Raw genomic sequence first — 25,820 nt, 5'->3', positions numbered from 1 at the left:
TATGGAAGACGAAAACAACAAGACATTGGCGACCGCAGACATCATGAAGATCATGAAGCTGCTGCCGCACCGTTATCCATTTCTCCTGATCGACAAGATCATTGAAATGGACGGCGACAACAGTTGCATTGGTATCAAGAACGTCACCATCAACGAGCCTCACTTTACCGGACACTTTCCGGAAAGACCCGTTTTTCCAGGTGTGTTGCTCATCGAGGCCATGGCGCAGACCGCCGGGGCTCTGTGTGTACATGCGCGGGGGGATGATGCGCCGCCACAGTTGGTCTATTTCATGACCATCGACAAGGCCAAGTTCCGCAAGCCTGTGGAGCCCGGCGATCAGGTTCACTTTCACGTCAAGAAAATCAAGCAGCGTGCCAATATCTGGAAATTCGATGCCGTCGCGCTTGTAGACGGCAAAAAGGTTGCGGAAGCGGAAGTCAGCGCCATGCTGATAGATGCGTGAGGTTGCATGACTGAAATTCATCCTACCGCCATTGTCGAAGACGGTGCCAAAATCGGCGAAAATGTCCGTATTGGTCCGTATTCCATTGTGGGCGGTAATGTCTCGCTTTCCGACAATGTCGTTCTGGAAGCGCATGTTGCGGTGGCCGGACACACCCATGTTGGTCCAGGTACGCATATTTTTCCGTTTGCCAGCATCGGGCACAAGCCTCAGGATCTGAAATTTGCCGGTGAGGTTTCGCGGCTTGAAATCGGGGCCAACAACCAGATCCGCGAACACGTTACGATGAACCCGGGAACAGAGGGCGGCGGCGGCGTGACGCGCGTCGGTGATAATTGCCTGTTCATGATGGGATCTCATGTAGGACACGACTGCCTGGTCGGAAATCACGCCATTCTTGCCAACAACGCAACGCTGGCCGGCCACGTTGAACTTGCGGACTTTGTCATCATGGGCGGCCTCAGTGCCGTTCGTCAGTGGTCCCGGATCGGAACGGGCGCTATCGTCGGCGGTATGACGGGAGTGGAATTCGATGTTATTCCTTACGGTTCCGTCATTGGTGACCGGGCGCGACTGGCAGGCCTCAACCTGATCGGATTGAAGCGAAAGGGCTTGCCGCGTGAGCAGATCCATGCGCTGCGCGCGGCCTACCGGGCCCTGTTCGAGGTCGAAGAGGGCACGTTGCGTGGCCGAGCGGAGGCCCTGGCTGCCGAGCAGGCTGACCAACCGCTGGTCAAGACAGTGACCGACTTTATCCTGGAAAAGGAAGACCGGCGCTTCTGTACGCCGCGCAGCGAAGATTGAGGTCATGGCAGGCAGGACCCTGCAAGATGCGCCCCGTATCGCATTGATCGCCGGTAACGGAACCTTGCCGCGACAGGTGGCAGACGGTCTCGTTTCCGCAGGCCGCGATTTCAGGATTGTGGCCATCAGAGGAGAAGCGGATCAGGCAACCCGAGCGCGCGCCCACGCGGAACTCGGCTGGGGTGAGATTGGCCGGCTCTACAGGTTTCTGAAGTCCAATGACTGCCAGGATGTCCTGCTGATAGGTGGTGTTTCCAAACGCCCTGATTTCACGTCCATTCTGGGTGATTTCGGGACCTTGAAACGCTTGCCTGCAATCATACGCGCCCTGGCTGGCGGTGATGACAGTCTGCTGACCAAGGTCATCCGGCTGTTTGAGAAGGAAGGATACCGCGTCGTGGGGATCAAGGACGTTGCGCCGCAACTGTTGGCTTCAAGCGGAGTTCTGGGCAAGGTACAGCCCAGGGAGGCCGATTGGCGTGACGTCGAATTGGCTCTCGCTGCAACTGAAAAACTTGGTGAACTGGATATCGGACAGGCGGCTGTCGCCATCGGGGGCCGGGTCGTTGCCCTGGAAGGGGCAGAAGGCACAGACGCGATGCTGCAGCGCTGTGCCGATCTGAAAAGGATCGGACGCATCCGGAACAAGGGGCGATCGGGTGTTCTCGTGAAAACGGCCAAACCCAACCAGGATCTTCGGGTCGACCTTCCAGCTGTTGGTCCGAATACCATTGATCTTGCTGTTGCCGCGGGTCTCGCCGGCATTGCCGTGGAAGCAGATGGCGCGCTGATTGCCGAGCGCGAGGAAACCATCCGCAAGGCCAACCAGTCGAAAGTGTTTCTGATCGGCATTTCTCATGCCGCTGGAACGGAGCGGTCATGACAGGCCGGATGCCAACTATCTGCATCGTGGCGGGAGAAGAATCGGGCGATCAGCTCGGCTCTGAGCTCATGAAGGCCCTGAATGACCGTCTTGGCGAAGGTGTCCGCTATTGTGGGGTTGGCGGCGAAAAGATGACCGGCCTCGGTCTGACCAGTTTCTTCAACATGAGCGATGTCTCTGTCATGGGACTGACGGCAGTGATCGCCAGGTTGCCGCTCATTGTACGGCGGGTGTACCAGACGGTGGACGCGGTGGTTGCCGCCAAACCGGACGTGCTGGTGATCGTCGACAGTCCTGATTTTACGCATAATGTTGCAAAGCGCGTGCGGAAACGGGCTCCTCATATTCCCGTGGTTGGCTATGTGTCGCCGTCGGTCTGGGCCTGGCGCCCTGGCCGCGCGAAGAAGATGAGTGCCTATGTGGATGAGTTGCTGGCGCTGCTGCCATTCGAACCAGCGGTTCACAAGCGCCTTGGCGGACCCAGAACGCACTATGTCGGCCATCCACTATGCGAAAAGGCAGACGAACTCAGGCCGTCGGACGGCGAACGGACGCCGCTCGAAGAAAACCTGCCCGTTCTCGTTGTTTTGCCGGGGAGCCGCGGAAGCGAAATCGATCGTCTTTTGGGAGACTTCGGCCAAACCCTGACACTGGTGGCGGATCAGGTTCCCAACCTCAGGATCGTTCTTCCTGCGGTTTCGCATTTGGAAAATAGAATACGGGAGGGCGTTGCCGGCTGGCCTGTTCAGCCGGACATCGTGACCGGCGATGCCGCAAAAAAGGCTGCCTTTCGGCAGGCTCACGCCGCGCTTGCGGCCTCCGGTACGGTTTCCCTGGAGCTTGCGCTCTCTGGCGTGCCAATGGTGGTTGCTTACAAGGTCGACTGGTTTTTTCGGCGGATAAAGGATCTGAACAAGGTCTTCGAGTTTGCAAGCGTGGAGTCCTTTGTGCTGCCGAATATCATCCTGGGCAACAAGGCGATCCCGGAATTTCTCGATGAGGAAGTTCAGCCCCAAATCCTGGCGGATCATCTGGTAGGTTTGCTCAGGGGCGGCCCTGAGCGCGACCTGCAGATCGCGGAACTGAAACGTCTTGATGTGGAGATGAGATTGCCGGATGGCTACAGCCAGCGGGCAGCAGCGGCTGATGTTGTTCTGGCGGCCATGAAGTCATTCCCTGAGGAGTGAGCTCAGTCAGCCTCACGCGCAACTGACGGGAAAGCAAAAGAAAACCCCGGAAGCCGTCGCCTCCGGGGTTTGTTGTTTGAAAAGGGTCTGGTTCAGGCGTTCGCCACATTGTCCAGGAAGTGATTGACTTCCTGTTTCAGGCCTTCGGTCTTCTGCGACAGCTCGCTGGAGGCGCCCAGCACCAGGTTGGCGTTCTGACTGGTCTGGGAAACGGCCTGTGACAGATCCGACATGTTGGTTTTCACTGATCCGGTGCCTTCCGCAGCGCGTTGGACGTTCACGGAGATCTCGTTGGTCGCGGCGCCTTGCTGTTCAACAGCTGCAGCGATGGTTGAGGTGTACTCGTTGACTTCGTCCATGGTCTGCGTGATCGCCTCGATCGCGGTTACGGCATCTTTGGTCGCTCCCTGGATCTCGGAAATCTGCGAGGAGATCTCTTCCGTCGCCTTGGAGGTCTGCGTCGCGAGCTCTTTCACTTCTGCCGCGACAACGGCAAAGCCCTTGCCGGCTTCCCCGGCACGTGCAGCTTCAATGGTGGCATTGAGTGCCAGCAGATTTGTCTGTTCGGCAATGGCCTGAATCAGGCTGACCACTTCACCGATCTTTGTCGCAGCGGTCGACAGGCCCTGAACCTTCTCGTTAGTGACCTGGGTGCCCTGTGTCGCCCGGTCCACGACTTGGGTTGTCTGGTTGACCTGACGCGAGATTTCCGCAATCGAAGCGGCCAGTTCCTCGGCGGCGCTGGCGACTGTCTGAACGTTCTGGGTGGCTTCGTCGGTCACACCATAAGTGCTGTCGGCGAGACTGGAACTCTGGCTGGCAATCGCGCTGAGGTCCTGTGCGGTCCCGTCGAGGGTCGTGGCTGTTTCTCCAACAGATCCAAGAACTTCAGTTGCCTTTTCACGGAAGGTGGAAATCAGGTCTTCGACCCGCGCTTGCCGTTCGGCGCGAAACTGCTGCTCCTGTTCGGTCTCTGACTGAAGCCGGACCCGCTCCACGGCATTGTCGCGGAACACCTGCATGGTGCGGCTCATGTCGCCGATCTCGTCGCCACGCTCGACGCCGTCGATATCAACATCAGTGTTGCCATCGGCGAGCTGCGACATGGTCTCGGTGGTGCGGCGCAGCGGCCGGGTCACGGCGAAATTCAGAGCGACCGCCATGCCGACGCCGGCCAGAACGGCGGCCAGAAGGGCAAGGGTGATCACACTCAGCGCGTTGGTGCTGGACGCCTGGGCTGCCTCGCTTTGTTCCGCGGAGATTTCGGAAATCCGTGCCTGGACGGTCTGCGACTGTTCCTTCATCTCACCAATCTTGCTGGCGAGGTCGAACTGGTTTGTCGCCAGTTCGGCAAAGCTTGAACCGAACGAGTCCAGAGACGCCTTGACCGCGGGGACCTGGTCGGCAATTGCCGGGAAATCCTTGGCGCTTTTTTCCAGGCGCGAGGCAAGCTTGTTGAGGTCCTCAATGCCCTTGGTGACTGCAGCCTCCGAGGTGTCGTCCGGCTTCAGCATGAAATAGAAGGCAGCCGCCTTCACCGCATTTGCATCGGCTTCAATCTGCATGACCGTATCTGCGGCACTGTCAACAACATAGAAACGCTGATTGATTTCATCAGCCTGCGCATAGACGTTGTCAATTGCAACATTCGCCTGCGACCGGATCTCCTTGACGCTTGAAACCAGGGTTTCGAAGCCGGCCTTGGCGGCATCCGTCAGGTCAAAGATCTCGATGTAGTCCTTGGTCTGCGAAAGCTTGTCGAGGGTCTGTTCCAGTTCAGCCGTCTTTGCCGCGAGCTGCGAGAACTTGCCAGGGTCCACGCCCTCAAAGCTGTTTGCGGCCATCTGCTTTGCAGACGGCACCAGCTTTGCAACCCGTTCCTTGATGTCGGCAAGCTGCTTTGCATTGTTGGCTGCCGCATTGAAGAGGTTTTGCAAGGTCAGCGATTCTTCCTGGAAGCCTGCGGCAGCCTGACCGACCTTGTTGGCAAGAACCAAAGTCTTGCGCGCATTTGTTTCGTCCTGGCTGACGCCGTCGCGCGCCATCAGGGATTTGCCGAGAATTTGGGACGCGGCGGCTTCAAGACTCTGAACAGCACTGTCCAGCTGAGCCTGTTTTTCCTTTTGAGCGTCCGTCAGCAGAACGACTGCCTGGAAAGCTTCACCAAAGTCCCTCACTGCTTTGGCAGCCTCCTGAACCGGCATCTGCGCCTGAGGGTCGGCCATCAGTTGGGTCTGCAGGATCTCCAGTTCGCCACCGAGGGAACCAATGCTTTTCAGCGCCTCTTCAGCGGAAGCAGTGTCTTGGGTCGATAGATAATTTTCGCGCTTGCTGGCGAGGCTTTGCAATTGCGCAATGGTAGAAGTCGACTGTTTGGCAACTTCCATCCGTTCGGAGAGGGTCATCACGCTGTATGCGCCAACGCCGCCGACAATTCCTGTAAGCGCAACAACAGCTGCAAAACTGCCGCCGACTTTTACGCCAAACTTCAGATCAGAAGCGAATTTCAGGAAATTCATATTTACCCCTCAAGACCCCGAGCGTGTTCCACGCGAACTTATTGAGGAGTATGCTAGCCGCAGATTCCTTATTATTTGTAAAAATTGGCAACCCAGCAATATTTAAAAGTATTGGTTCATGGATAACTTTCTTCCCGATTTATTCGCATTTTAAACTAAAATTTTAGTAGAAAGATTTCTTGAGTGCGAATGAATTGGTGCTCATTTTGTTGGCGGCTTGGGAGAATTCGAAACCTGCTTATTCAGGGAACACTCGATTTTGGAAACTGTCTTCGTTTGCCTGGTGAAACGCGGAAAATGTTTTCTTCAGAATGCACGGATTCCGTTAGGGAAAAGAAAGCGCTCCCGAATCTCGGGAGCGCATCCAAATACGTCTCTTAATTGCCGGCTGGCAGCGGATCTATCAGCGGCGCTGGTCGATCGGCGTGTAGTCACGCTTGGTTGCGCCGGTATAGAGCTGACGCGGCCGGCCAATGCGCTGGGACGGATCCTCGACCATTTCCTTCCACTGGGCAATCCAGCCGACAGTACGCGCAAGGGCGAACAGCACGGTGAACATGGTGGTCGGGAAGCCAAGGGCCCTCAGCGTGATGCCGGAATAGAAGTCGATGTTCGGATAGAGCTTCTTCTCAACGAAATACTCGTCATTGAGAGCAATTTTTTCCAGCTCCATGGCGACGTCGAGCAGCGGATCGTCCTTGATGCCGAGCTCGCCGAGCACTTCATGCGTCGTTTTCTGCATGATGCGCGCACGCGGGTCATAGTTCTTGTAAACACGGTGACCGAAGCCCATCAGACGGAACGGGTCGTTCTTGTCTTTGGCGCGGGCAACGAATTCCGGAATACGGTCGACAGAGCCGATCTCCGACAGCATGTTGAGCGCAGCTTCGTTGGCGCCGCCGTGAGCCGGGCCCCAGAGGCAGGCGATGCCGGCAGCGATGCAGGCAAACGGGTTGGCGCCTGAAGAGCCTGCAAGACGCACTGTCGAGGTGGACGCGTTCTGTTCGTGGTCGGCGTGCAGGATGAAGATACGGTCCATGGCGCGGGCCAGGACTGGGTTCACCTTGTATTCCTCGCAAGGCACCGCGAAGCACATGTGCAGGAAGTTGGCGGCGTAACCGAGATCGTTGCGCGGATAAACGAATGGCTGGCCGACATGGTACTTGTAGGCCATTGCGGCGATGGTCGGCATTTTCGCAATCATGCGCAGGGAAGCAACCATGCGCTGATGCGGGTCAGTGATATCGGTGCTGTCATGGTAGAAGGCGGACAGGGCGCCGACGGTGCCGACCATGATGGCCATGGGGTGAGCGTCACGGCGAAAACCGGAGAAGAAGCGGTTCATCTGCTCGTGGATCATCGTGTGATAGGTGACGCGATTGACGAAGTCGTCCTTCTGCGCCTTGGTCGGCAGCTCGCCATACAGCAGCAGATAGCAGGATTCCAGGAAGTCGCCGTGATCCGCGAGCTGTTCAATCGGGTAGCCGCGATAAAGCAGGGTGCCTTCGTCGCCATCAATGTATGTGATCTTGGATTCACAAGACGCGGTCGAGGTGAAGCCCGGGTCATAGGTGAACATGCCGGTGTCCTTGTACAAGGACGAGATGTTCACAACCGACGGTCCGATGGATCCGTCAAGAACGTCGAAATCGTGGTCGTTGCCACCGACGTTGAGCTTGGCGTTGTTGTCGGCCATACAGAAACCCCTCTACGTTAACCGGATGTGCCGTCCTGATGTTTGGCCCCTCTGGATGAAGGGCGAATGCCCACGGCCGGACAGCACTGGAGAATTTTTCGCGTCTTGGGTAGCCCATTTACTGCACTGCCGCAAGCTGGCCGATATAACGCTTTGGTCAAAGACCGCTTTCCAGACCGTAGCGGAATGGCAAGCGCCCGGAATTCTGCCGGAAAGCGGTCTTTCGCCTGTCAGCTCAAGCAGCCTGATCGCTGATACGAGCCAGAGATTCGTCCCTGCCAAGTGCAATTAGTACGTCGTAGATGCCGGGTGACGTGCCACGTCCTGTAAGTGCGGCGCGCAACGGTTGCGCCACTTTGCCCAGTTTCAGTTCCTTGTCTTCCGCATAGGCCTTGACGGCGGCTTCAAGCGGTTCTGCCTGCCAGTCGGCAGCGCCGGACAGGACCACGTGCAGGTCCCGCAAAATGGCCCTGGCGTCGTCAGAGAGGATCTTTGCCGCTTTTTCGTCCGTGTCTAGAGGACGCTGGCGCCACAGATAGGAGGCGCTTTCGGTCAGTTCGACCAGCGTCTTGGCTCGTTCCTTCAGGCCGGGAAGCGCGGTCAGAGCCGTTTTTTCATTGGCTGCATCCGACATCCACTCCAGAACGGGCGCGCCGTTTTCCGCGTGCGCGAGGTAAACCTTCCAATGCGCGAGCAACTCTGCGTCGTACGTGGCGCGCATGTAGTGCCCGTTCAGGTTTTCCAGCTTCTTGAAGTCGAAACGGGCAGCGGACTGGCCGACTGCATCCATGCCGAACCATTTGATCATGTCTTCCAGCGACATGATCTCTTCATCGCCATGGCTCCAGCCTAGGCGGGCGAGGTAGTTGCGCATGGCCTGGGGCAAATATCCCATCGCGCGATACGCTTCGGCACCGGTGGCGCCGTGGCGTTTGGACAGTTTGGCCCCATCTGGTCCATGGATCAGCGGAATATGCGCCATGGCCGGGACATCCCAGCCGAGCGCCTGGAAGATCAAGGTCTGGCGAGCCGCATTCGTCAGGTGGTCAACACCGCGGATGATGTGGGTGATTCCCATGTCGTGATCGTCAACAACGACGGCCAGCATGTAGGTCGGGGTTCCGTCGGAACGCATCAGCACGAAGTCATCAAGATCCTTGTTGGGAATGACCACGCGGCCCTGGACCATGTCGTCCACAACGGTCTCACCGTCTTCAGGCGACTTGATACGGATCACGAAGCTCGCCCCGTCCGGCGCTTCCGAGGCATCCTTGTTCCGCCAGGTGCCGTCATAACGGGGCGGCTTGCCTTCTGCGCGGGCTTTCTCCCGCATGGCATCGAGTTCTTCCGGAGTGGAATAGCAGCGATACGCAGTGCCGGCGGCCAGCATCTCGTCTACGACTTCCTTGTGCCGGTCGACGCGTGAGAACTGGGAAATCGGGTCACCGTCCCAATCGAGGCCGAGCCAGGTGAGGCCGTCGATCAGGGCCTCGACAGCTTCCTCGGTCGAGCGCGCCCTGTCTGTGTCTTCGATGCGCAGCAGCATCTTGCCGCCGTGATGCTTGGCAAACAGCCAATTGAAAAGCGCGGTGCGGGCGCCGCCAATATGCAGGAAGCCGGTCGGGGACGGTGCGAAACGCGTGACGATGTCGTGTGCCATGGTGCTTTTTGAAAGTCTCTGTCAGAATGTGGGCGCATGAGGCGCCAGATTGGTGGCGCGGTCTTAGCACAGGCTTCGGCAAGGCAAAATAGCAAGTCCGGCCGTTTCTTGAGCTTAAAGCGAGGAGGCATGTCGGCGACGGGGTCGGATCCTCAGATCGACTATAAAAACCGTCCTAGCGCGGAACCCTCCAGCGATACCCAACGAAAAATAGAGGCAGAACAGGGCCCCTCCGACCGTCATGGAGTTGGCGGGCGGAAAGGCTGGCTGCCTCGTTACAACGTCCGCAACACGTCCGGGGTGACGAACTTTGATCGATTTTGGGACGAACAGGGGCTGTTATGGGTTGCGTTTTCGTTCGCCGCCGGGATTGCCGTTTACTTCCTGGTGCCGAGCGAACCGTCCCGAATTGCAGTCTTGCTTGTCGGATCGTGTACCTTTCTGATCACGCTGCGCGCCGGGCGCCAACAGGCTCTTGCATGGTATTCCGTGCTCTTGCTGGCCTCTGCAGCGGGCCTTGGGACGGCGAGCTTGCGTAGCAGCCTGGTTGACGCACCCAGGCTTGCAATACCGATGACTGTCGAAGTCGGCGGGATCGTCCTGGAGCGCCAATTCGGCCCGAAGCACGATCGGCTGGTTCTGTCTGTTGAGGCGGTCAGTCGGCAGGCCGTCGATCCAGACGCTTTTCCGCACAGACTACGCTTGCGCGTACCAAAGGGGAGTGCCGGGCAGGTTGGTGAGAGGGTGCGACTTAAAGGGCGCCTGTTTCCACCACCCGGCCCGGTGCATCCAGGCGGCTATGATTTTTCCTTTCGGGCCTATTTCATGCAAATCGGTGCGACAGGTTTCAGTTTTGGTCCCGCCGAGGTGCTTGGGGTGGTCGAAGGTGGCCTGAAGCTGTGCGTTGCCGCCATGGTGGCGAGGGTGCGCAGTGACCTTGCGAACCGCATTCGAACTGATCTTGGGGACCGGCCGGAAACGGCTTTGGTTGTCGCCCTGCTCGTTGGAGACCGCAGCGGGATCACCGAAGAACAGGAGGAAGCGCTGCGGGCTTCCGGCCTTGCTCATATTCTCGCGATCTCCGGTCTTCACATGGCACTTTTTGCCGGTGGAACCTATGGTGGGGTCCTGCTGCTCCTGGCCTTGGTTCCAGCCCTTTCCCTGCGCTGGCCGACGCACAAGTGGGCGGCTGTCGCAGCGCTTCTCGCGGCAACGTTCTATCTGCTCCTGTCAGGGGCGAGCGTCGCCACCCAGCGTTCCTACCTGATGATTGCCCTCGTCTTTCTGGGTATCCTGGCGGGGCGACGCGGCCTGACCCTGCGCAGTGTTGCACTGGCCGCCCTGGTACTGTTGATGCTTGCGCCCGAGCGACTGTTTTTCCCTGGATTTCAGATGTCTTTTGCGGCGGTCATTTGTCTTGTCGCTGTTTATGAGCTCTGGCGGCGTCGGGGAACAGATTTTCAGGGAATGACCCGCGATCAGAGCCTCCGAGCCCGCATTGTCAGGTCGGTTGGTGCCTGGGGGGCGGGCCTGTTCGTGACTGCTCTGGTTGCCGGGCTTGCCACAGGGATAATCGGCGCACATCACTTTGGCCGTGTTGCACCTTATGGTCTTGTCGGGAATTTGCTTGGCATGCCTGTTTTCACCTTGCTGGTGATGCCGATGGGCGTTCTTGCGCTGGTGTTGATGCCATTCGGTCTGGCGGAGCTTCCGTTGACTGTCATGTCATTCGGGATTTCGGTCCTTCTCGACGTGGCCGAGTTCACTTCCGCCCTGGACGCAGGGCAGGGCGCTGTCGGCAAACTGGATGCAGTGGCCGCCCTGTTGCTTCTCGGCTCCCTGTTCGCCGGCCTTTTGTTGCCGGGGCGTCTGCGTCTTGTCGCAGCGCTGTTGTTTGCAGGCGGAGTGGTTTCGGCAGCGCAAACGAGGCCGCCCGATCTTCAGATCGCGGCAAAGGGCGGATCACTTGCCGCTCGGGATGCAGAAGGCAACCTTCGGTATTCAGGCCGGAGAAGTTCCTTTGCGACGGAACTCTGGTTTCAGGCTGAAGGTATTCCGTCGCGGGCGCTTGAGTCGCGCAGGATGACAGCGCCTCAGAGGCGGTGTGACGCACAAGGATGCGTCATCCGCGCTTTTGGCAAGAACGCAGAAGAGGCGGCGACGGGCAAGGCGGAGCCTGTCCATATCGCCGTTCCCAAAACACTGGACGCATTGGCAGATGACTGTCAACATGCCGATCTTATCGTGAGCGATTTTATCGTTCCGGAGAGTTGCGGCGCAGATCTCGTGATTGACCAGGTGATCAGAGCACGACGCGGAGCTGTGGCCATCTGGCTCTCAAGCCGGACATCGAGGGGACCGGCCCTCGAGGCCACCGCGCGTGGCCGCGGCAACGAAACTGAAGTTGAAAATGGCAGAACCGCCATCATTGAGCGCCTGGTTCATGCCATTCCAGACCCGCCACGAGCCTGGCATCTTCCGGGGACTGTGACCTATGACAGTCTCCGGCGATCAGAGGGCAACAAGACCCGGTGACCGGCTTTCGGGACAGATCAATACTGTCGGAAGAGGGCCACCAGACGTCCCTGAACGCGTACGCGTCCCGGGCCGAAAATACGCGTTTCGTAAGCCGGGTTTGCGGCCTCAAGAGCAATCGAGGCGCCTTTTTTGCGCAGGCGCTTCAGCGTTGCTTCCTCGTCATCCACAAGAGCGACCACGATATCACCGCTGTCGGCACTGTCCGTCCTGCGGATCAGCACCGTGTCGCCATCAAGGATGCCGGCCTCGATCATGGAGTCGCCGCGGACTTCCAGGGCATAATGCTCCCCTTTGCCAAGCAGTTCCGGTGGCACGGTGATCGAATGACTGTGTGTCTGGATCGCCTCGATCGGCACACCGGCCGCGATACGGCCCATTACGGGGATCTCGGTTCCGGCGGCGACTGGTTCTTCGACCGGTTTAGGGGCCTCCGGCTTGCCGAGAGAGCCTTCGATGACTTCTGGCGAGAAGCTGCCCCGCGGCCGCGGGGCGCCAAGGCCGGGTGCGATTGAGTCTGGCAGGCGGACAACTTCCATGGCGCGGGCCCTGTTGGGCAGGCGCCGGATGAAGCCACGCTCTTCGAGCGCTGTGATGAGACGATGAATGCCGGACTTGGATCTGAGGTCCAGCGCATCCTTCATTTCATCAAAAGACGGCGGAACACCGGTTTCCTTCAGTCGTTCATGAATGAACATGAGCAGTTCGTACTGCTTGCGCGTCAGCATATCGGCATCCCCTACCGCAGAATGGGCTGGTACAAATCAAGAACACAGTACCTGTTCTCATTGTGTTCTGCAAGGGTAAATGTTCTCTTACTGTTCCCTCTGTCCGATCAAGCGCTCAAGTGGTTACCCTGCGTGTTTCATGGGGAAGGGTCCTCCGCCCGGATGAGGAGTTCGCATGTCACCAGCGTCGGGGCCTGACCTGCGACGACCGTTCCCTGGTGATGATTGCCGTCAAGATCGACGCAGCGCACAGGGATCGACAGTCCTCTGCCTTTCGGGGACCCGGCTCCCGGGCCCAACAGGATTTCCGATATGAGGCCCGTCATCGGCGGCGTGTCGAGAAAGGCTGCGCCAGCAAAGCTGCCGAGCCCCAGGATCTCGTATGCCGGCGTGCCGAGCGTTGCAGCAAGGCTCTCGACACTATGGTGAAGGTCCTCGAAAGGCGCCAGGGTCGTGATCAGGGCATTTCTTGGCAATTCGCTCTGGCGGCTTCCGGTTTCCTTGACGCGGAACAGGGTGAACTCTGTTTCCGGATCGAAGGCTGCCTCGAACCGGGCTCCCTTGAGACCATAACCGGTGAGCGTACTTGTACTTGCCAAGGTCAATGTGTCTGGCAGGAGGTGTCCCAGTCGCTTCTGTCCGCCTTCGTGCCAAAAGGCATGGATGTGGGCGAACCAGCCACCGTCGCGCCAACCGAGCACGGCAACGGCTTCCTCAAGCCGTGCTTTCTCGCAGGAGCGGGTGTCGCTGTACCAGGCTGCATGACGATCATCTACGGCCCTGTCCGGCATGACGTAGTCGAATGGAGCCAGGGCAACACCGCCGAGATTCAAGATGGCGGAATCAATGCTTTCCGCTTCGGCCCAGTGGCCCAGCGCCTCCAGCAGAGGGCGGTCAGAGGCGATCTTGAAGGAAACGGCTTCAGCTGCACAAGGAACGAAGGGGCGCCGGTCTGCCGCCTTGGGGCCCGGATGACGGATTTCGGCAAGGGACTGTGGGGCAGGGCGTCTCATAGCAGCCCTTTTTCAGTCAAATGGTCACGGACCAGCTTCTTGGTGATCTTGCCATAGGCGCTGGTCGGCATCTCCTCAATGAAGAGGTAGCGTGCCGGCATCTTGTAGCGGGCCACCTGACCGTTCAGAAAATCGGCGAGCTCGGCGGGATCGGGTGAAGACCCGTCCACGGGTACACAGACCGCCAGTCCGATTTCCCCCCACTCCGGATCAGGGATGCCCAGAATCGCTACTTCGGAAATCTCAGGGTGTGTCAGGAGGACCTCTTCCACTTCCTTCGGATAGACGTTGGATCCGCCTGAGATATACATGTCCGAGGCACGACCGGTCAGATAGAGGAACCGCGCCTCATCCATGTGGCCGATGTCGCCTGTACGGAACCAGCCATTGCGAAACGATTTGGCATTCGCCGCTTCATCTTCCAGGTACCCGGCGCAGACCGCGGCACCGATAACACAGACTTCTCCGGTCTGATGAGGAGCCAGGATGTTGCCGTCGTCATCCTGAATGGAGACCTCGATGCCGGTGCGTTCCGTGCCGCAGGTGCCTAGGCGGGCGGTTGGACCGTCCTCCAGAACGTGGTCCTGTGGCCTGAGCACGGTGATGTTCCCGGTGACTTCGCCTAGCCCATAGTACTGGACGAGCACGGACCCGAGTTTCTTCAGAGCTGTTTTCTGGTCCTCCCGATACATGGGCGCACCTGCATAAATCACATGGCGCAGGCTGGAATGGTCGTATCGGTCTACCGCCGGATCCTCGACCAGTCGTTTGACGATGGTCGGGACCGTGAACAGGTTGGAGACCTTGTGCTGTTGGATCAGCTCAAACGCGATTGACGGGGAAAAACCGCCCGGCGGCATCAGGACATGTGCCGACCCCGCCGCGAGCTGGGCAATCAATTGGAGACCGGCGCCGTGAGACAGCGGTGCAATGACCAGGGAGGCATCTTCTTCCGTCGTGCCGGGAATAAGGTCGGCCATGTAGTTGACACAGACAAATCCGATCTGGCCATGGCTCAGAACCACCGCTTTCGGCCGGCCCGTGGAACCCGACGTGAAGAACAGCCAGCAGGGATCGGTATAGTCGACCTCAGCATTCTGGATGTCGCTTCCCCTGTGCCGTTCGATAAGGCTTTCATAGTCGGCGCCAAACCCGCTGTCGCCAATGCTGATACAGCCCGACAGGTCAGGGCAGGCGGTCTTCACCGCACCCGCTTGTGCCGCGAAGGCCGCATCACAGACAAACACCTTTGCGGCAGCCTTTTCTGCGGCATAGGCCGTTTCGACGGGGGCCTGCCTGAAATTGCAAGGCACCCAGACGGCTCCCAGCCGGAAAGCGGCCAGCATGATCTCGATCATCTGGTTGGAGTTTTGTGCCTGAACCAGCAGGCTGTCTCCCTTGGAGAGGCGGTATTCGGAGACAAGTGCGGTCGCGAGTGCTGACACCCTGGTATCGAGTTCCTTCCAGCTCCAGGTGGTTCCCTCCGAGACAATGGCCGGCCGGTCGGGCCAGCGGGCTGCGTTTTTTGTCAGGAACTGCGCCAGATTGATTACCCGGTCCGAACAGCGCGCTACCATCAGTTTCAGTCTCCAGATGCCTCGGTGGAGAAGACGTTAGGTCGGCCTTGATCGATTTGACAAGCATGTCTTGCAGCAAGTCATTCCGCTTTCACGGCAAATCGTGCAGGATGCCGGCCACAAGATGAAGAGGGAAGCCTGAGGCCATTCATGACTGAGATGACGATTACTGATTGGGATGATGCTTATGCCAACGCTGCCCATATACCGGGTGCTGAAGACTATATCGCGCGTTGGGAAAGCGATTCGGCGACCTTCCGGAAATCCTGGATGAAGAAGGATATCGATGTCGTCTACGGGGAGGGCGCGCGCCACAGGTTCGATGTCTTTCATCCGGAGGGGAAATCGAGAGGGCTCGCGGTTTTTGTCCATGGCGGCTACTGGATGCGCTTCGACAAGTCCTACTGGTCTCATTTTGCCACGGGTCCCCTCGCCAGGGGATGGACCACCTGCCTGCCGTCCTATGACCTCGCGCCAGATGTAAGCATTGCCGATATCACCCGGCAGATCGCGAAAGCGATCACAAAGGCGGCCAGCCGGGTCGACGGTCCCATCCGTTTGACGGGGCATTCTGCAGGGGGGCATCTCGTCAGCCGAATGGTGTGCGAAGACAGCCTGTTGGCACCGGAAGTGCTGGAGCGGATCGAGAAGGTCGTCTCCATCAGCGGGCTTCATGACCTTCGGCCGCTGCGCAAGACGAAGATGAACGAAAGCTTCGGGATGAGCGAAGAGGAGGCTGTCGCGGAAAGCCCTGCGCTCAAGAAGCCTGTGGGACCTTGTCCGGTCGTTGCCTGGGTTGGCGGAGCGGAGCGGCCGGAATTCCTCAGGCAATCGAAACTGCTTGCCGAGGCCTGGCCAGCAGCCAGCTATCATGAGGATCCGGACCGGCATCATTTTGATGTCATCGACGGGTTGAAGGATCCGGGCAGCGGTTTGACCTCGGTTCTGGTGGAAACCTAGGCCGTATTCGAAGGAGAGCGACATGCGGACCGAAAGTGACAGCCTCGGCGAAATCGACGTTCCGGAGGACAAGTACTGGGGTGCCCAGACGCAGCGCTCCTTGAAGTACTTTTCCATCGGCACGGATCTGATGCCGATCGAGCTTGTTCATGCCTATGGCTACCTGAAAAAGGCCTCCGCGCGTGCGAACGCGGAGCTTGGGCTTTTGCGGGAGGATCTTGCGGACCTGATTGCAAGGGCGGCGTCGGAAGTCGCCGACGGCAAGCTCGATGATCACTTTCCCTTGCATGTCTGGATGACGGGCAGCGGAACGCAGACCAACATGAACGTCAATGAGGTGATCTCCAACCGGGCCATAGCGCTGGCTGGTGGAGTGCTCGGATCCAAGGAACCCGTGCATCCCAACGATCATGTCAACATGTCGCAATCCTCGAACGACACTTTTCCGGCGGCGATGCATATGGCCGCCGCCCTGCAGGTCAATGACAGGCTGCTGCCGTGTGTCGAAACGCTCCACAAGAGCCTGGAACGCAAGGCGGAAGCCTGGAGTGATATCATCAAGATCGGTCGCACCCACATGCAGGATGCGACGCCGCTGACACTGGGCCAGGAATTCTCCGGTTATGCGGAGATGCTTCGTCAGGATATCGACCGGATTGAACATGCCCTGAAGGATGTCTATGCCCTGGCGCTGGGCGGCACTGCCGTTGGCACGGGGATCAACACCCATCCGGATTTTGCCGATCTTGCTGCGCGCCGGATTGCCGAACTGACGGCGCTCCCCTTTGTTTCCGCGCCGAACAAGTTCGCTGCCCAGGGCAGTCACGATGCGCTGGTGATGCTGAGCGGGGCGCTCAGGACGCTGGCGGTGTCTTTGTTCAAGATTGCCAACGATATTCGTCTTCTGTCCTGCGGCCCGCGCTGCGGTTTCTTCGAGCTCAAGATCCCCTCCAACGAACCTGGTTCGTCGATCATGCCGGGCAAGGTCAATCCCACTCAATGCGAGGCTCTGGCCATGATCGCGGCCCAGGTCATGGGCAATGATGTGACGGTCGGTATTGGCGGAGCGAGCGGATATCTGGAAATGAATGTCTACAAGCCACTCATGATCAACGCGATCCTGCAGTCGGTGAAGATCATGGGAGATGGCAGCGCCAATTTTGCGCGTTACCTGGTGGATGGCATGGAGCCGAATGAAAAACGGATCCAGGACTATCTCGATCAGTCCCTGATGCTGGTGACGGCGCTCAGCCCGGTGATTGGTTACGACAAGGCCAGCCATGCGGCCCACCACGCATTCGAAAACGACCTGACGCTGAAACAAGCCTGTCTCGATCTCGGTTTTGTCACCGGCGACGATTTCGACAGGATCGTCGATCCTTCACGAATGGTCGGCCCCTCTGCGTGATAAGGTTGGTCCGGTTACAGCAAACCGCGCTGGGCGAGATTGCGCATCAGCTGGCTGATGCCGAATGTCCATTGCGGGCAAATGGTGGACAAATCGACGGTGTTGCTCAGCTTGCCGAGGCCGGGGGCGGAGATCGTGACCTTGTCGCCGATCTTGTGGGTAAAGCCTTCTCCGGCAACGTCCCGATCCTGCGTTGGGGCGAACATTGTGCCTAGGAAAAGCATGAGTCCATCGGGATATTGATGGTGCCGCCCGATGGTCTGGGCAACGAGATCCAGCGGATCGCGACTGATCTCGGCCATGGACGAGTGACCGGTCAGGTGAAATCCGTCCTCTCCTGCCACGGTGAGTGTCAGCTCCGCACTGCGGATATCGTCGAGGGAAAACGTCTCGTCGAACAAGCGGATCATTGGACCGATCGCGCAGGAGGCATTGTTGTCCTTGGCCTTTGACAGAAGGAGCGCCGACCGGCCCTCGATGTCACGCAGATTGACGTCGTTGCCGAGCGTGGCGCCGACTATTTCTCCTCTTGAAGACACGGTCAGAACCACTTCCGGCTCCGGGTTGTTCCAGCTTGAATTTGGATGAAGGCCGACACTCGCGCCTGGGCCCACGGAGGACAATACTTGTGCCTTGGAGAAGACCTCGGCATCTGGCCCGATGCCGACTTCAAGATAGGGGCTCCAAAGCCCTTCAGCGATCAGAGCCTCTTTTACCTTGGCCGCTTCCTTCGAGCCTGACTTGATGTTGCGGAGGCTGTTGCCGATGGTTGCGCCCACTCTGGACCGAATTGTCTCGGCCTGTCTTGCGTCGCCTGCGGCCTTTTCCTCAATGACCCGCTCCACCATCGACCTTGCAAAGGTGACGCCGCACGCCTTGACCGCTTGCAGATCGCAAGGGGCGAGCAGGTGGGGCGTGTCCATACTGCTTGCAAGGGCAGCTGAGATTTCGTTGACGGGACCAATGATCTCTCCGGACGCCTCAGAAACATAGGAGGCGGGGGCTTCCAGTTCGCAGATGTCTCGCACTGTTGGAGCTGTTCTGGACGTGATGTCGACAAGATTGCCGTTTCTCACGGTGACGACCGCAGGGCCACCGACTTCGGGCCGCCAGAGCCGTCCCAGAAATGCGCCGCCTGCCAGTTCATCGGGCGTGAAAATTGTCATCTGCTTCCTCCTGTCAGCGACGCTTGCCGCCTGTACCCATCGGTATCTATGCGCGGTTTCGGCCAAGAGGGTAGATGTCAATCTAGGATTTCATTGCCGACACGGAATTGAGCCAGAGTACCGGCAAATGCGACGGCGCATATCGGGACTAGCGTCCGGCTGTTGCTGCAAATTTTTCGGCAATGGCCTTGTTCTGGGCAAGCATGTCCCGCATGCGCGTGCGCGCAAGGTCCGCTTCTCCGCCGGCGATTGCTTCCGCGACGCTCAGGTGGTTTCGGCGCGAAACCTGCTCTTCCGGTGCTCCTGCACGACCGGCTGAATAGGAAAACAGCAACACCGCATAAATGACGTTTTGAAGCTGAGCCAGCATCAGGTTACCACTGGCCTGCAGGATCGTTGCGTGGAACGTGTAGTCCGCGCCGATCATCGACTCCTCGCCATTGACGGGCGTGATGCCGTCGGCCGCGGCAAGAATGATGTCGCGTTGCTGAGGGGTGGCATTCATTGCCGCGAGGGCTGCTGCCTCCGGTTCAACGATCAGCCTGAGATCAGTAGCTTCAGCGTAGATGCGAGCGGTGCGCGGACTGTCCGGGTCGTGCCATCGGATCACGTCCGGGTCCAGCAGGTTCCAGCTTTCGAACGGGCAGACTCGGGAGCCGTAGCGCCGTGCAGTCCGCACCAGGCCCTTGCCGCACAAAACCTTGATGGCTTCGCGCACAACCGTTCTCGAAACCCCCAGGCTGTCGACGAGTTCTTCTTCCCGCGGCAAGATTGCGTCGGTTGCAAAAACACCCTGAACGACGCTTTTGCCCAGGTGTTCGACCGTGTCCTTGACCGCGCCGGTTGGCAGGGAGGTCAGGGCCTTGTCCGGCAATTCGAAAGTCTGTTGTCTGGCTTTATCCATGCAGGTGCCCGGAGGACTCAATTCGCGATGCGTGCCGGACGCCATTGCACCGGCTTCTACAACCGTTTTAGCCGTGATTTCTGAAGAAAACTAGAATTAATGCATGCAAACCACGCAATCAAAAAGAAGAAGAATTTACGCTGCTGGAATTGATCTCGCTCCCGTTGCTGTCAAAGCGGAATTGCCGCCGGGAAAATTTTAAGAAGATCAATATTTGTCCAACAAGTACTGCCGCTTACCCGTCAAGCGCATAGAGTCTTTGTGCGAGCTTGCGCACACCTGTGTTTCGAAAGTGCCGGATACTTGCAGGCGGGACGAGATAGACTACACCAGCGGCAAGTCCTCGCCGCCACCTGAGCTGGACTTCTGCGACTGTCTTGGCAACAGCGTCGAAAACATAGAATTCTTCCGGAAGGTCAAGGTCCTCATCCAGTACCAGGCGCACCCCGCCTTCGGAGATGTCCCTTATGGTGCAATCGCAGATGAAATCGTTCTCCAGGCTGGCGATTTTGGCCGGACGCAGGCGCGTGCGCTGACGGGGGTGAAGACGTCGTTGCAGGGCTTCTGCAAAGGATGCCCTTTTTGCGGTCAGGAAAGAGAACATGGCACAGCCTTAGTTTTCTGGTTTTTGTGGCGCGAGGGGCAAGGGGGGAAGGGGCGGTTCGTGTGCTCCCGGTCGAAGCGGTGTAGCGCGATAGCTTGGATCGCCGAGTGTTGAAGGACGGTGTGTCACCGGCGACTGAGAATTCCGGCAAAGCCGGTAGGCAAGATCATAGAGACCGCGCCAACCGGCCGGGTCATTTCCCAACGTGTCGAGAACACCCAACGCTCCACCTGCAACCGCGCCCCTGCGTGCGCCGCTGTCACCACGCCACGCTCCACCAACCACAGCACCGTCCAAGGCCTGGTCCACAATATGCAGGTCTGTCGGGTCACCAGACACATGAGCGTCGGCATAATTCCTTGCATAGAGGTCGCAATCGAGCGCCTGCGCCTGAAGTGAAGCAGGTGCGCTGAGCATGCAGGTTGCGCAGGTCAACAAAACCTTGAGGCGTCGGACAGAAGTCAGCGGCCGGTTTCCAGGGTGTGTGCGTTCCGGGCTGGAACAGATCGCTGCTGAGTGGCTGGGCCGCCGGATCATCCGCGTCTCCTGCTTGTGAGCCGTCATACAAATTCAGGCAATGATCGCCCGTGCATCAATGCATGCACTCCGAAGGTTGTGTGGACCTTGCGTGGTTCTGGCGCGAAGGCCGGAGCGGAACAGCCTCGGACAAGCTTGGTCTCCTAAACCCTAGAGCACTCTGATCCAGAAGGAGGTCTCCAATGGAGCCTGTGTTCCTGACCAAGCTTGTGTCGCAAAACAATGACTGGCTGTCCGTTCGCCAGGCGACCATTGCGGAAAACATCGCCAATGCGAACACGCCGGGTTTCAACGCCAGGGATCTGGAACCCTTCACCACGGTCATCAGCAAGACACAGCTTGCCATGACTGCGACCCATGACAGCCATCTGGGCCAGTCGATGGAAGCGGCCCGCAAATCCGATGTCGAAAAAGCCGACAGCTGGACCGTCACCCACTCCGGAAACTCGGTCAGCATCGAGCAGGAACTGATGAAGGCCGGTGAGGTCGCGCGCGATCATTCGTTGAACGCCAGTATCGCGAAGTCCTTCCATCGCATGTATCTGGCCGCTGTGAAATCTTAAGGAAAACAAAGATGTCTGACCCTCTTGCTGCAACACTTCAGATCTCCGGCGCCGGATTGCGGGCGCAGTCCGAGCGTCTGCGCGTTGTTTCAGAGAACCTGGCGAATGCCCGTTCGACAGGCGAAACCTCAGGCGACGATCCTTATCGCCGCAAGACCATCACCTTTGAGAGCGAGTTCAACCGTGCCCACCAAGCAAACCTGGTTTCTGTCAAGGGGATCGGCACGGACAAGGCGCCGTTCACGGTGGAGTACGAACCCGGCCACCCGGCCGCGGATGAAAATGGCTACGTCAAGATGCCGAATGTCAACACGCTGCTGGAACTCGCCGACATGCGTGAAACCAATCGTTCCTATGAAGCCAACCTGAAAGTCATGACCCAGGCCCGCGAGATGGTCATGCGTCACATCGACCTTCTGAGGACCTGATCATGATCAATGAAATTGCTGCCCTGACGTCGTCGACCGATGGTGTTCTGAAGTCCACATCGACGACCCGATTTGCCGCGGGCACGCCGGATCTCGGCGGTGCGGCGCAGGTTTCCGGAGCAAGTTTTTCAGACACGATGGCCGAAGTCTCGCAAGGCACGATCGACAAGATCAAGGCCGGTGAGGCGACGGCGATTGCAGGCGTTGATGGCCAGGCCTCGGTCCAGCAGGTGGTCGAGGCCGTCATGGCGGCCGAATCCACGCTGAAGACGGCCATCGCTATCCGCGACAAGGTTGTGAACGCCTATCAGGAAATCAGCCGCATGTCGATCTGACCAGGTCTTCAGGACCCGGAATGAGCACTGCGTGAACAAAGGAGACAAGCCATGAAAGCCCTAGCCATCGCCGCGACCGGCATGAGCGCCCAGCAGCTGAATGTCGAAGTGGTCGCCAACAACATCGCCAACATGAACACGACGTCGTTCAAGCGCTCACAGGCGGAGTTTTCCGATCTGCTCTATCAGGCGGAGCGCCTGCAAGGGGTGCCGAACCGCGGCGGCGAAGATCCGGTTCCAGAAGGCGCGCAGCTTGGTCTGGGCGTGCGCACGGCGGGTATCCGCAAGCTTCATGTCCAGGGCTCCCTGAGCAACACGGGCAACCAGTTCGACGTGGCGCTTGACGGACGTGGCTGGTTCGAAATCACCGGTCCGGACGATGAAACCCTCTACACCCGCGCCGGGTCCTTCAACAAGAATGCCGATGGCCGCCTGGTGACCATCGACGGCTATGCCATCGAACCCGCGATCATCGTTCCGGAGGAAACCATCGAGGTAGTGATCAACGAGAGCGGGCAGGTCTTTGCAAAGGTCGATGGGGAAATGGCGCCGCGCGAACTCGGTCAGCTGACCCTGTCCAACTTTGCCAATGACGTCGGCCTGGAGCCGGTCGGGGGCAATCTGTTCCGGGAGACCGAAGCTTCAGGCGTGCCAGTGGCAGGGGTGCCGGGCGATCCCGGATTTGGGGTAGTTCGTCAGGGCTATCTTGAAAGCTCCAACGTGGATCCTGTCAAGGAAATCACCGCCCTGATCAATGCCCAGCGCGGTTACGAGATGAATTCCAAGGTTATGAAGGCGGCCGACGAGATGGCCGGAACCGTGACCAACGGCATCCGATAGGAGAGGGGACAGGACCATGATGATCCGTAGCCTTCTGTTCGTGCTCGCCCTGTGCCTGAGCGGCCTTGCCGTCAGGGCCGGCACGATTGACCTGCCGGTGCCGCGCCAGACCATTCCGGCCGGGACGGAGATTTCGCATCAGGATCTGGTCGAGCGGAAGTTTCCCAGCCGAACGGCGCAGCAATTTGCCGTCAGCGTACACAGGTCCGAATTGGTCGGCATGGTCGCGCGCCGGACATTATTGCCTGGGCAACCCATCCCGGCCAGATCGGTGGAGAAACCGGTTCTGGTCCGCCGGGGCGAGCCTGCCAGACTGGTGTTCCGCGAGCAGGGCCTCGTGATCATCATGCAGGTGGAAGCATTGCAGAATGGCGGTGCTGGCAGCTTCGTGAGGGTGCGCAACATCGACAGCGGTCTGGTTGTGTCCGGCCGGGTTCAGGAAGACGGCACGATCCGCGTGGAGAATTGAATGATAGCCCGCATTTTCATTTGCCTCCTGGCCCTGCTGGTGGCGACCCCGGCATCTGCGATGGTCCGGATCAAGGACATTGCCAGCCTGCAAGGCGTGCGCGACAACCAGCTGGTCGGTTATGGCCTGGTCATCGGTTTGAAGGGGTCCGGTGACACGCTCAGGAACTCGCCATTCACCGAGCAATCCCTGCAATCCATGCTGGACAGTCTGGGTGTGAATGTGCGTGACAGCCGCTTGCGCACTCGCAATGTGGCCGCGGTCGTGGTGACGGCCGAGATGCCGTCCTTCATCGGCAAGGGCGCGACGATCGATGTGTCGGTTTCATCGCTTGGGGATGCGACATCCCTTGCCGGCGGCACCCTCATTGCCACGCCGCTTCTGGGGGCAGATGGCCAGATTTATGCGGTTGCACAGGGCCCGGTGGCCGTGTCCGGCTTTGCGGAGCTGGGGCAGGCCGAGAGCCTGACACAGGGTATTCCGACCGTCGGCCGCGTGCCGAATGGCGGCCTGATTGAAAGAGATTTGCCGGCTAAATTTTCCCATATTCCGGGGCTTGTTCTGGAACTCTCCAATCCGGATTTCAGAACGGCCGTTCGGATCACAGATGCAATCAACCGTTTCACCAAGGAGCGTTACGGGCTGACAGTTGCCAGGGAGCGCGACTACCGCTCCGTGGTGCTGACACCGCCGCAGACTATCAGCATGACCCGGTTCATTGCAGAGATCGAGGCCATCAGGGTCAATCCCGATCAGACGGCCAAGGTGGTGATCGACGAGCGCACGGGAACCGTTGTCATCGGCAAGGATGTTCAGATCTCCACGGTGGCAATCACTCACGGCAACCTGACAGTCCGGATCTCTGAGGCGCCGGAAGTGTCCCAGCCATCGCCATTTTCACAAAATGGGCAGACCGTCGTGGTGCCGCGCACCTATGTCGATGCGCAGGAGACGGGCGGTCAGCTGGCTGTTGTAGGCGGTACAGACCTGCCAACGCTTGTACGCGGCCTCAACCGAATCGGCCTTCGGCCTACCGGCATCATCGCCATTCTCCAGGCCATCAAAACGGCTGGTGCACTACAGGCCGAACTCGTGGTCCAGTAGTGGATGAGAAAGGTCAGGGCATGCCTGCAAAGCCCGGCCTTCAAATAGCTTCCTGCTTTCAGATATTGACCGTCGCTCCTGGAGCGGCGGTTTTTTCTTTCCCGCCAGCCCCGCGCAAGCTCGATCACCGAAGGTTCAGATCATCGGGTTCAGCACAAGGGAAGGCGCAATGCCACGTCACATGAACCGCTGCCGGAAGCTGGTCCTTCTGACTGTTGCCGCGGTTTCAATCAGTTTCGGAACGCACACTGTTTCGGCTCAGTCACCTCGACAGAAACCGCAGGCTGCTGCAGAGCAGGCAGAGGCACCGCCGGGAGACAGCGAACTCTACTGCAAGAATATCGCCGAAGCGGCGAGCGATGCACGCATCAAGTGGCAGACCTGGAAGCTGATCAGCCTTGAAGCCCGGCTGCGAGACCGGATCGATGAGCTGCAGCGCAAGGAAAAAGAGTTCGAAGCCTGGGTGAAACGGCGTGAGGATCTGCTCAACGAGGTTGAGGACCAGGTTGTGACGATCATTGGTCGGATGCGGCCTGAGGCCGCTGCGGCGCAATTGTCGACCACGGACGAGGAAGCCGCCGTCGGCGTTCTTCTGAAGCTCAAGGCGCGCGTGGCCAGCAGCATTCTCGATGAAATGGAACCGTCGCGCGCTGCCCAGCTGACCCAATCCATGATGGGGTTCACAAACCCCGAAGCCCAACGGAGTTTCTGATGCGCGCTATCGTGATTTCCCTCGGAACTCTCGCGCTTGCCGGTTGTGCCGGGCAACTGGAAGATGTCGGCCGGGCGCCGGAAATGTCCCCGGTCGGCTACGGCCTGGCTGCCCAGCCGCCAACCGCCTATCCGATCAACACGTTCGGCCGCGGCGCGGTCAAGGACTACAATTCCCTTTGGGCCAGTGGCCGAGACAATTTCTTTGCCGATCCACGCGCCAAGAAGGTTGGGGATGTCCTTACCGTAACGATCCAGATCGACGACCGCGCCAACCTCGACAACAGTTCCGATCGCCGCCGGACTTCTGATATTGGCATTGGTGGCTCGGTGGACACGAGCTGGGACGGCAGTTCCACCAGCGGGGATGCGAGCCTGGATCTGGATTCAGGGTCCGGGTCTGCCGGGTCCGGGTCCATCGACCGGTCCGAGGAAATTCAGCTCTCGATTGCTGCTGTGGTCACCGAGCGTTTGCCAAACGGTAATCTGGTGATCGCCGGTTCGCAGGAAATCCGCGTCAATTTTGAAATGCGCATCTTGCAGATTGCCGGGATCGTACGGCCAAGGGACATCCAGGCCAATAACATCATTCCCTACGACAAGATCGCCGAGGCAAGGGTGTCCTATGGTGGACGTGGCCGGATTTCCGAGGTGCAGCAGCCAGGCTGGGGTCAGCAGATCTACGACATCGTGACGCCATTCTAGTTCCGACAAGCAGCGGAA

General features: G+C 59.0%; 24 protein-coding genes. 15 read left to right on the top strand and 9 right to left on the bottom strand.

Translation table 11 applies throughout. From position 1 onward, the window contains the following. The first annotated feature begins 1 nt into the window (after position 1). The 4 genes from fabZ to lpxB are packed head-to-tail and all read left to right on the top strand — an operon-like array spanning position 2 to position 3,340. On the top strand, positions 2–466 hold the full coding sequence (fabZ, locus tag CHH27_RS06750) for a 3-hydroxyacyl-ACP dehydratase FabZ (RefSeq protein ID WP_094070915.1): 465 nt from the start codon (positions 2–4) through the stop codon (positions 464–466). Positions 467–472: 6 nt separating this feature from the next. Then, positions 473–1,270 (top strand): acyl-ACP--UDP-N-acetylglucosamine O-acyltransferase, encoded by a 798-nt coding sequence (gene lpxA / locus CHH27_RS06745; protein WP_094070914.1) that lies wholly within the window; start codon positions 473–475, stop codon positions 1,268–1,270. A 4-nt stretch (positions 1,271–1,274) separates the two neighbouring features. After that, entirely contained in the window at positions 1,275–2,153 is an 879-nt protein-coding gene (locus CHH27_RS06740) for an LpxI family protein (protein WP_094070913.1), read from the top strand. A gap of 8 nt (positions 2,154–2,161) precedes the next feature. Beyond that, positions 2,162–3,340, top strand: a complete 1,179-nt coding sequence (gene lpxB, locus CHH27_RS06735; RefSeq protein ID WP_247646200.1) for a lipid-A-disaccharide synthase — start codon at positions 2,162–2,164, stop codon at positions 3,338–3,340. 92 nt (positions 3,341–3,432) lie between these two features. Here the strand turns inward: lpxB and CHH27_RS28055 are convergent, their stop codons facing one another. The 3 genes from CHH27_RS28055 to gltX form a co-directional block, all read right to left on the bottom strand. Next, the gene (locus CHH27_RS28055) at positions 3,433–5,859 is read right to left on the bottom strand and encodes a methyl-accepting chemotaxis protein (protein ID WP_208988630.1); all 2,427 of its coding nucleotides are present in this window, start codon (positions 5,857–5,859) and stop codon (positions 3,433–3,435) included. Between the two features lie 403 nt (positions 5,860–6,262). Continuing rightward, the gene (gene gltA / locus CHH27_RS06725) at positions 6,263–7,555 is read right to left on the bottom strand and encodes a citrate synthase (RefSeq protein ID WP_094070911.1); all 1,293 of its coding nucleotides are present in this window, start codon (positions 7,553–7,555) and stop codon (positions 6,263–6,265) included. 235 nt (positions 7,556–7,790) lie between these two features. Continuing rightward, on the bottom strand, positions 7,791–9,215 hold the full coding sequence (gene gltX, locus CHH27_RS06720) for a glutamate--tRNA ligase (RefSeq protein ID WP_094070910.1): 1,425 nt from the start codon (positions 9,213–9,215) through the stop codon (positions 7,791–7,793). A 36-nt stretch (positions 9,216–9,251) separates the two neighbouring features. Between gltX and CHH27_RS06715 the strand changes: the two genes are divergently transcribed. Next, on the top strand, positions 9,252–11,750 hold the full coding sequence (locus CHH27_RS06715) for a ComEC/Rec2 family competence protein (protein WP_094070909.1): 2,499 nt from the start codon (positions 9,252–9,254) through the stop codon (positions 11,748–11,750). Positions 11,751–11,767: 17 nt separating this feature from the next. On the opposite strand, the gene lexA is transcribed toward CHH27_RS06715, so the two are convergent. The 3 genes from lexA to CHH27_RS06700 all read right to left on the bottom strand — a co-directional run bounded on the left by lexA (position 11,768) and on the right by CHH27_RS06700 (position 15,068). Next, positions 11,768–12,478, bottom strand: a complete 711-nt coding sequence (gene lexA / locus CHH27_RS06710) for a transcriptional repressor LexA (RefSeq protein ID WP_094070908.1) — start codon at positions 12,476–12,478, stop codon at positions 11,768–11,770. Positions 12,479–12,615: 137 nt separating this feature from the next. Continuing rightward, positions 12,616–13,491 carry a hypothetical protein gene (locus CHH27_RS06705; RefSeq protein ID WP_208988628.1) on the bottom strand — a complete coding sequence of 292 codons (876 nt, stop codon included), beginning with the start codon at positions 13,489–13,491 and terminating at the stop codon, positions 12,616–12,618. Next, positions 13,488–15,068, bottom strand: a complete 1,581-nt coding sequence (locus CHH27_RS06700; RefSeq protein WP_094070907.1) for an acyl-CoA synthetase — start codon at positions 15,066–15,068, stop codon at positions 13,488–13,490. The genes CHH27_RS06705 and CHH27_RS06700 overlap by 4 nt, the downstream gene beginning before the upstream one ends. Before the next feature lie 150 nt (positions 15,069–15,218). Between CHH27_RS06700 and CHH27_RS06695 the strand changes: the two genes are divergently transcribed. Then, positions 15,219–16,028 carry an alpha/beta hydrolase gene (locus tag CHH27_RS06695; RefSeq protein WP_094070906.1) on the top strand — a complete coding sequence of 270 codons (810 nt, stop codon included), beginning with the start codon at positions 15,219–15,221 and terminating at the stop codon, positions 16,026–16,028. 22 nt (positions 16,029–16,050) lie between these two features. After that, positions 16,051–17,436, top strand: coding sequence for a class II fumarate hydratase (gene fumC, locus CHH27_RS06690; protein ID WP_094070905.1), 1,386 nt, complete (start codon positions 16,051–16,053; stop codon positions 17,434–17,436). 14 nt (positions 17,437–17,450) lie between these two features. Here fumC and CHH27_RS06685 read toward each other — a convergent pair whose 3' ends face one another. From CHH27_RS06685 to CHH27_RS06675, 3 genes are all read right to left on the bottom strand, one after another. Beyond that, positions 17,451–18,602, bottom strand: coding sequence for a fumarylacetoacetate hydrolase family protein (locus CHH27_RS06685; RefSeq protein WP_094070904.1), 1,152 nt, complete (start codon positions 18,600–18,602; stop codon positions 17,451–17,453). Between the two features lie 148 nt (positions 18,603–18,750). Next, on the bottom strand, positions 18,751–19,506 hold the full coding sequence (locus CHH27_RS06680; RefSeq protein WP_198338365.1) for a FadR/GntR family transcriptional regulator: 756 nt from the start codon (positions 19,504–19,506) through the stop codon (positions 18,751–18,753). Positions 19,507–19,741: 235 nt separating this feature from the next. Further along, positions 19,742–20,110: a PilZ domain-containing protein gene (locus tag CHH27_RS06675; RefSeq protein WP_094070902.1), complete on the bottom strand. Its 369-nt coding sequence runs from the start codon at positions 20,108–20,110 to the stop codon at positions 19,742–19,744. 719 nt (positions 20,111–20,829) lie between these two features. Here CHH27_RS06675 and flgB point away from each other — a divergent pair. From flgB to flgH, 8 genes are all read left to right on the top strand, one after another. Continuing rightward, positions 20,830–21,210 (top strand): flagellar basal body rod protein FlgB, encoded by a 381-nt coding sequence (flgB, locus tag CHH27_RS06665; RefSeq protein WP_094070900.1) that lies wholly within the window; start codon positions 20,830–20,832, stop codon positions 21,208–21,210. 11 nt (positions 21,211–21,221) lie between these two features. Then, positions 21,222–21,638: a flagellar basal body rod protein FlgC gene (flgC, locus tag CHH27_RS06660; protein ID WP_094070899.1), complete on the top strand. Its 417-nt coding sequence runs from the start codon at positions 21,222–21,224 to the stop codon at positions 21,636–21,638. 2 nt (positions 21,639–21,640) lie between these two features. Beyond that, positions 21,641–21,973: a flagellar hook-basal body complex protein FliE gene (locus tag CHH27_RS06655; RefSeq protein WP_094070898.1), complete on the top strand. Its 333-nt coding sequence runs from the start codon at positions 21,641–21,643 to the stop codon at positions 21,971–21,973. Positions 21,974–22,024: 51 nt separating this feature from the next. Continuing rightward, positions 22,025–22,813, top strand: coding sequence for a flagellar basal-body rod protein FlgG (gene flgG / locus CHH27_RS06650; RefSeq protein ID WP_094070897.1), 789 nt, complete (start codon positions 22,025–22,027; stop codon positions 22,811–22,813). 16 nt (positions 22,814–22,829) lie between these two features. Beyond that, positions 22,830–23,282: a flagellar basal body P-ring formation chaperone FlgA gene (gene flgA / locus CHH27_RS06645; protein WP_094070896.1), complete on the top strand. Its 453-nt coding sequence runs from the start codon at positions 22,830–22,832 to the stop codon at positions 23,280–23,282. Continuing rightward, entirely contained in the window at positions 23,283–24,386 is a 1,104-nt protein-coding gene (gene flgI / locus CHH27_RS06640; RefSeq protein ID WP_094070895.1) for a flagellar basal body P-ring protein FlgI, read from the top strand. A gap of 169 nt (positions 24,387–24,555) precedes the next feature. Next, the gene (locus CHH27_RS06635) at positions 24,556–25,098 is read left to right on the top strand and encodes a MotE family protein (protein WP_208988626.1); all 543 of its coding nucleotides are present in this window, start codon (positions 24,556–24,558) and stop codon (positions 25,096–25,098) included. Beyond that, positions 25,098–25,802, top strand: coding sequence for a flagellar basal body L-ring protein FlgH (gene flgH / locus CHH27_RS06630; protein ID WP_094070893.1), 705 nt, complete (start codon positions 25,098–25,100; stop codon positions 25,800–25,802). Before CHH27_RS06635 ends, flgH begins: the two co-directional genes overlap by 1 nt. Positions 25,803–25,820 lie beyond the last annotated feature (18 nt).

This window comes from Labrenzia sp. VG12 (assembly GCF_002237595.1).
GTDB lineage: Bacteria > Pseudomonadota > Alphaproteobacteria > Rhizobiales > Stappiaceae > Roseibium.
Note: the sequence above shows the minus strand (reverse complement) of the source record. Positions and strands in the feature narration are given on the sequence as shown.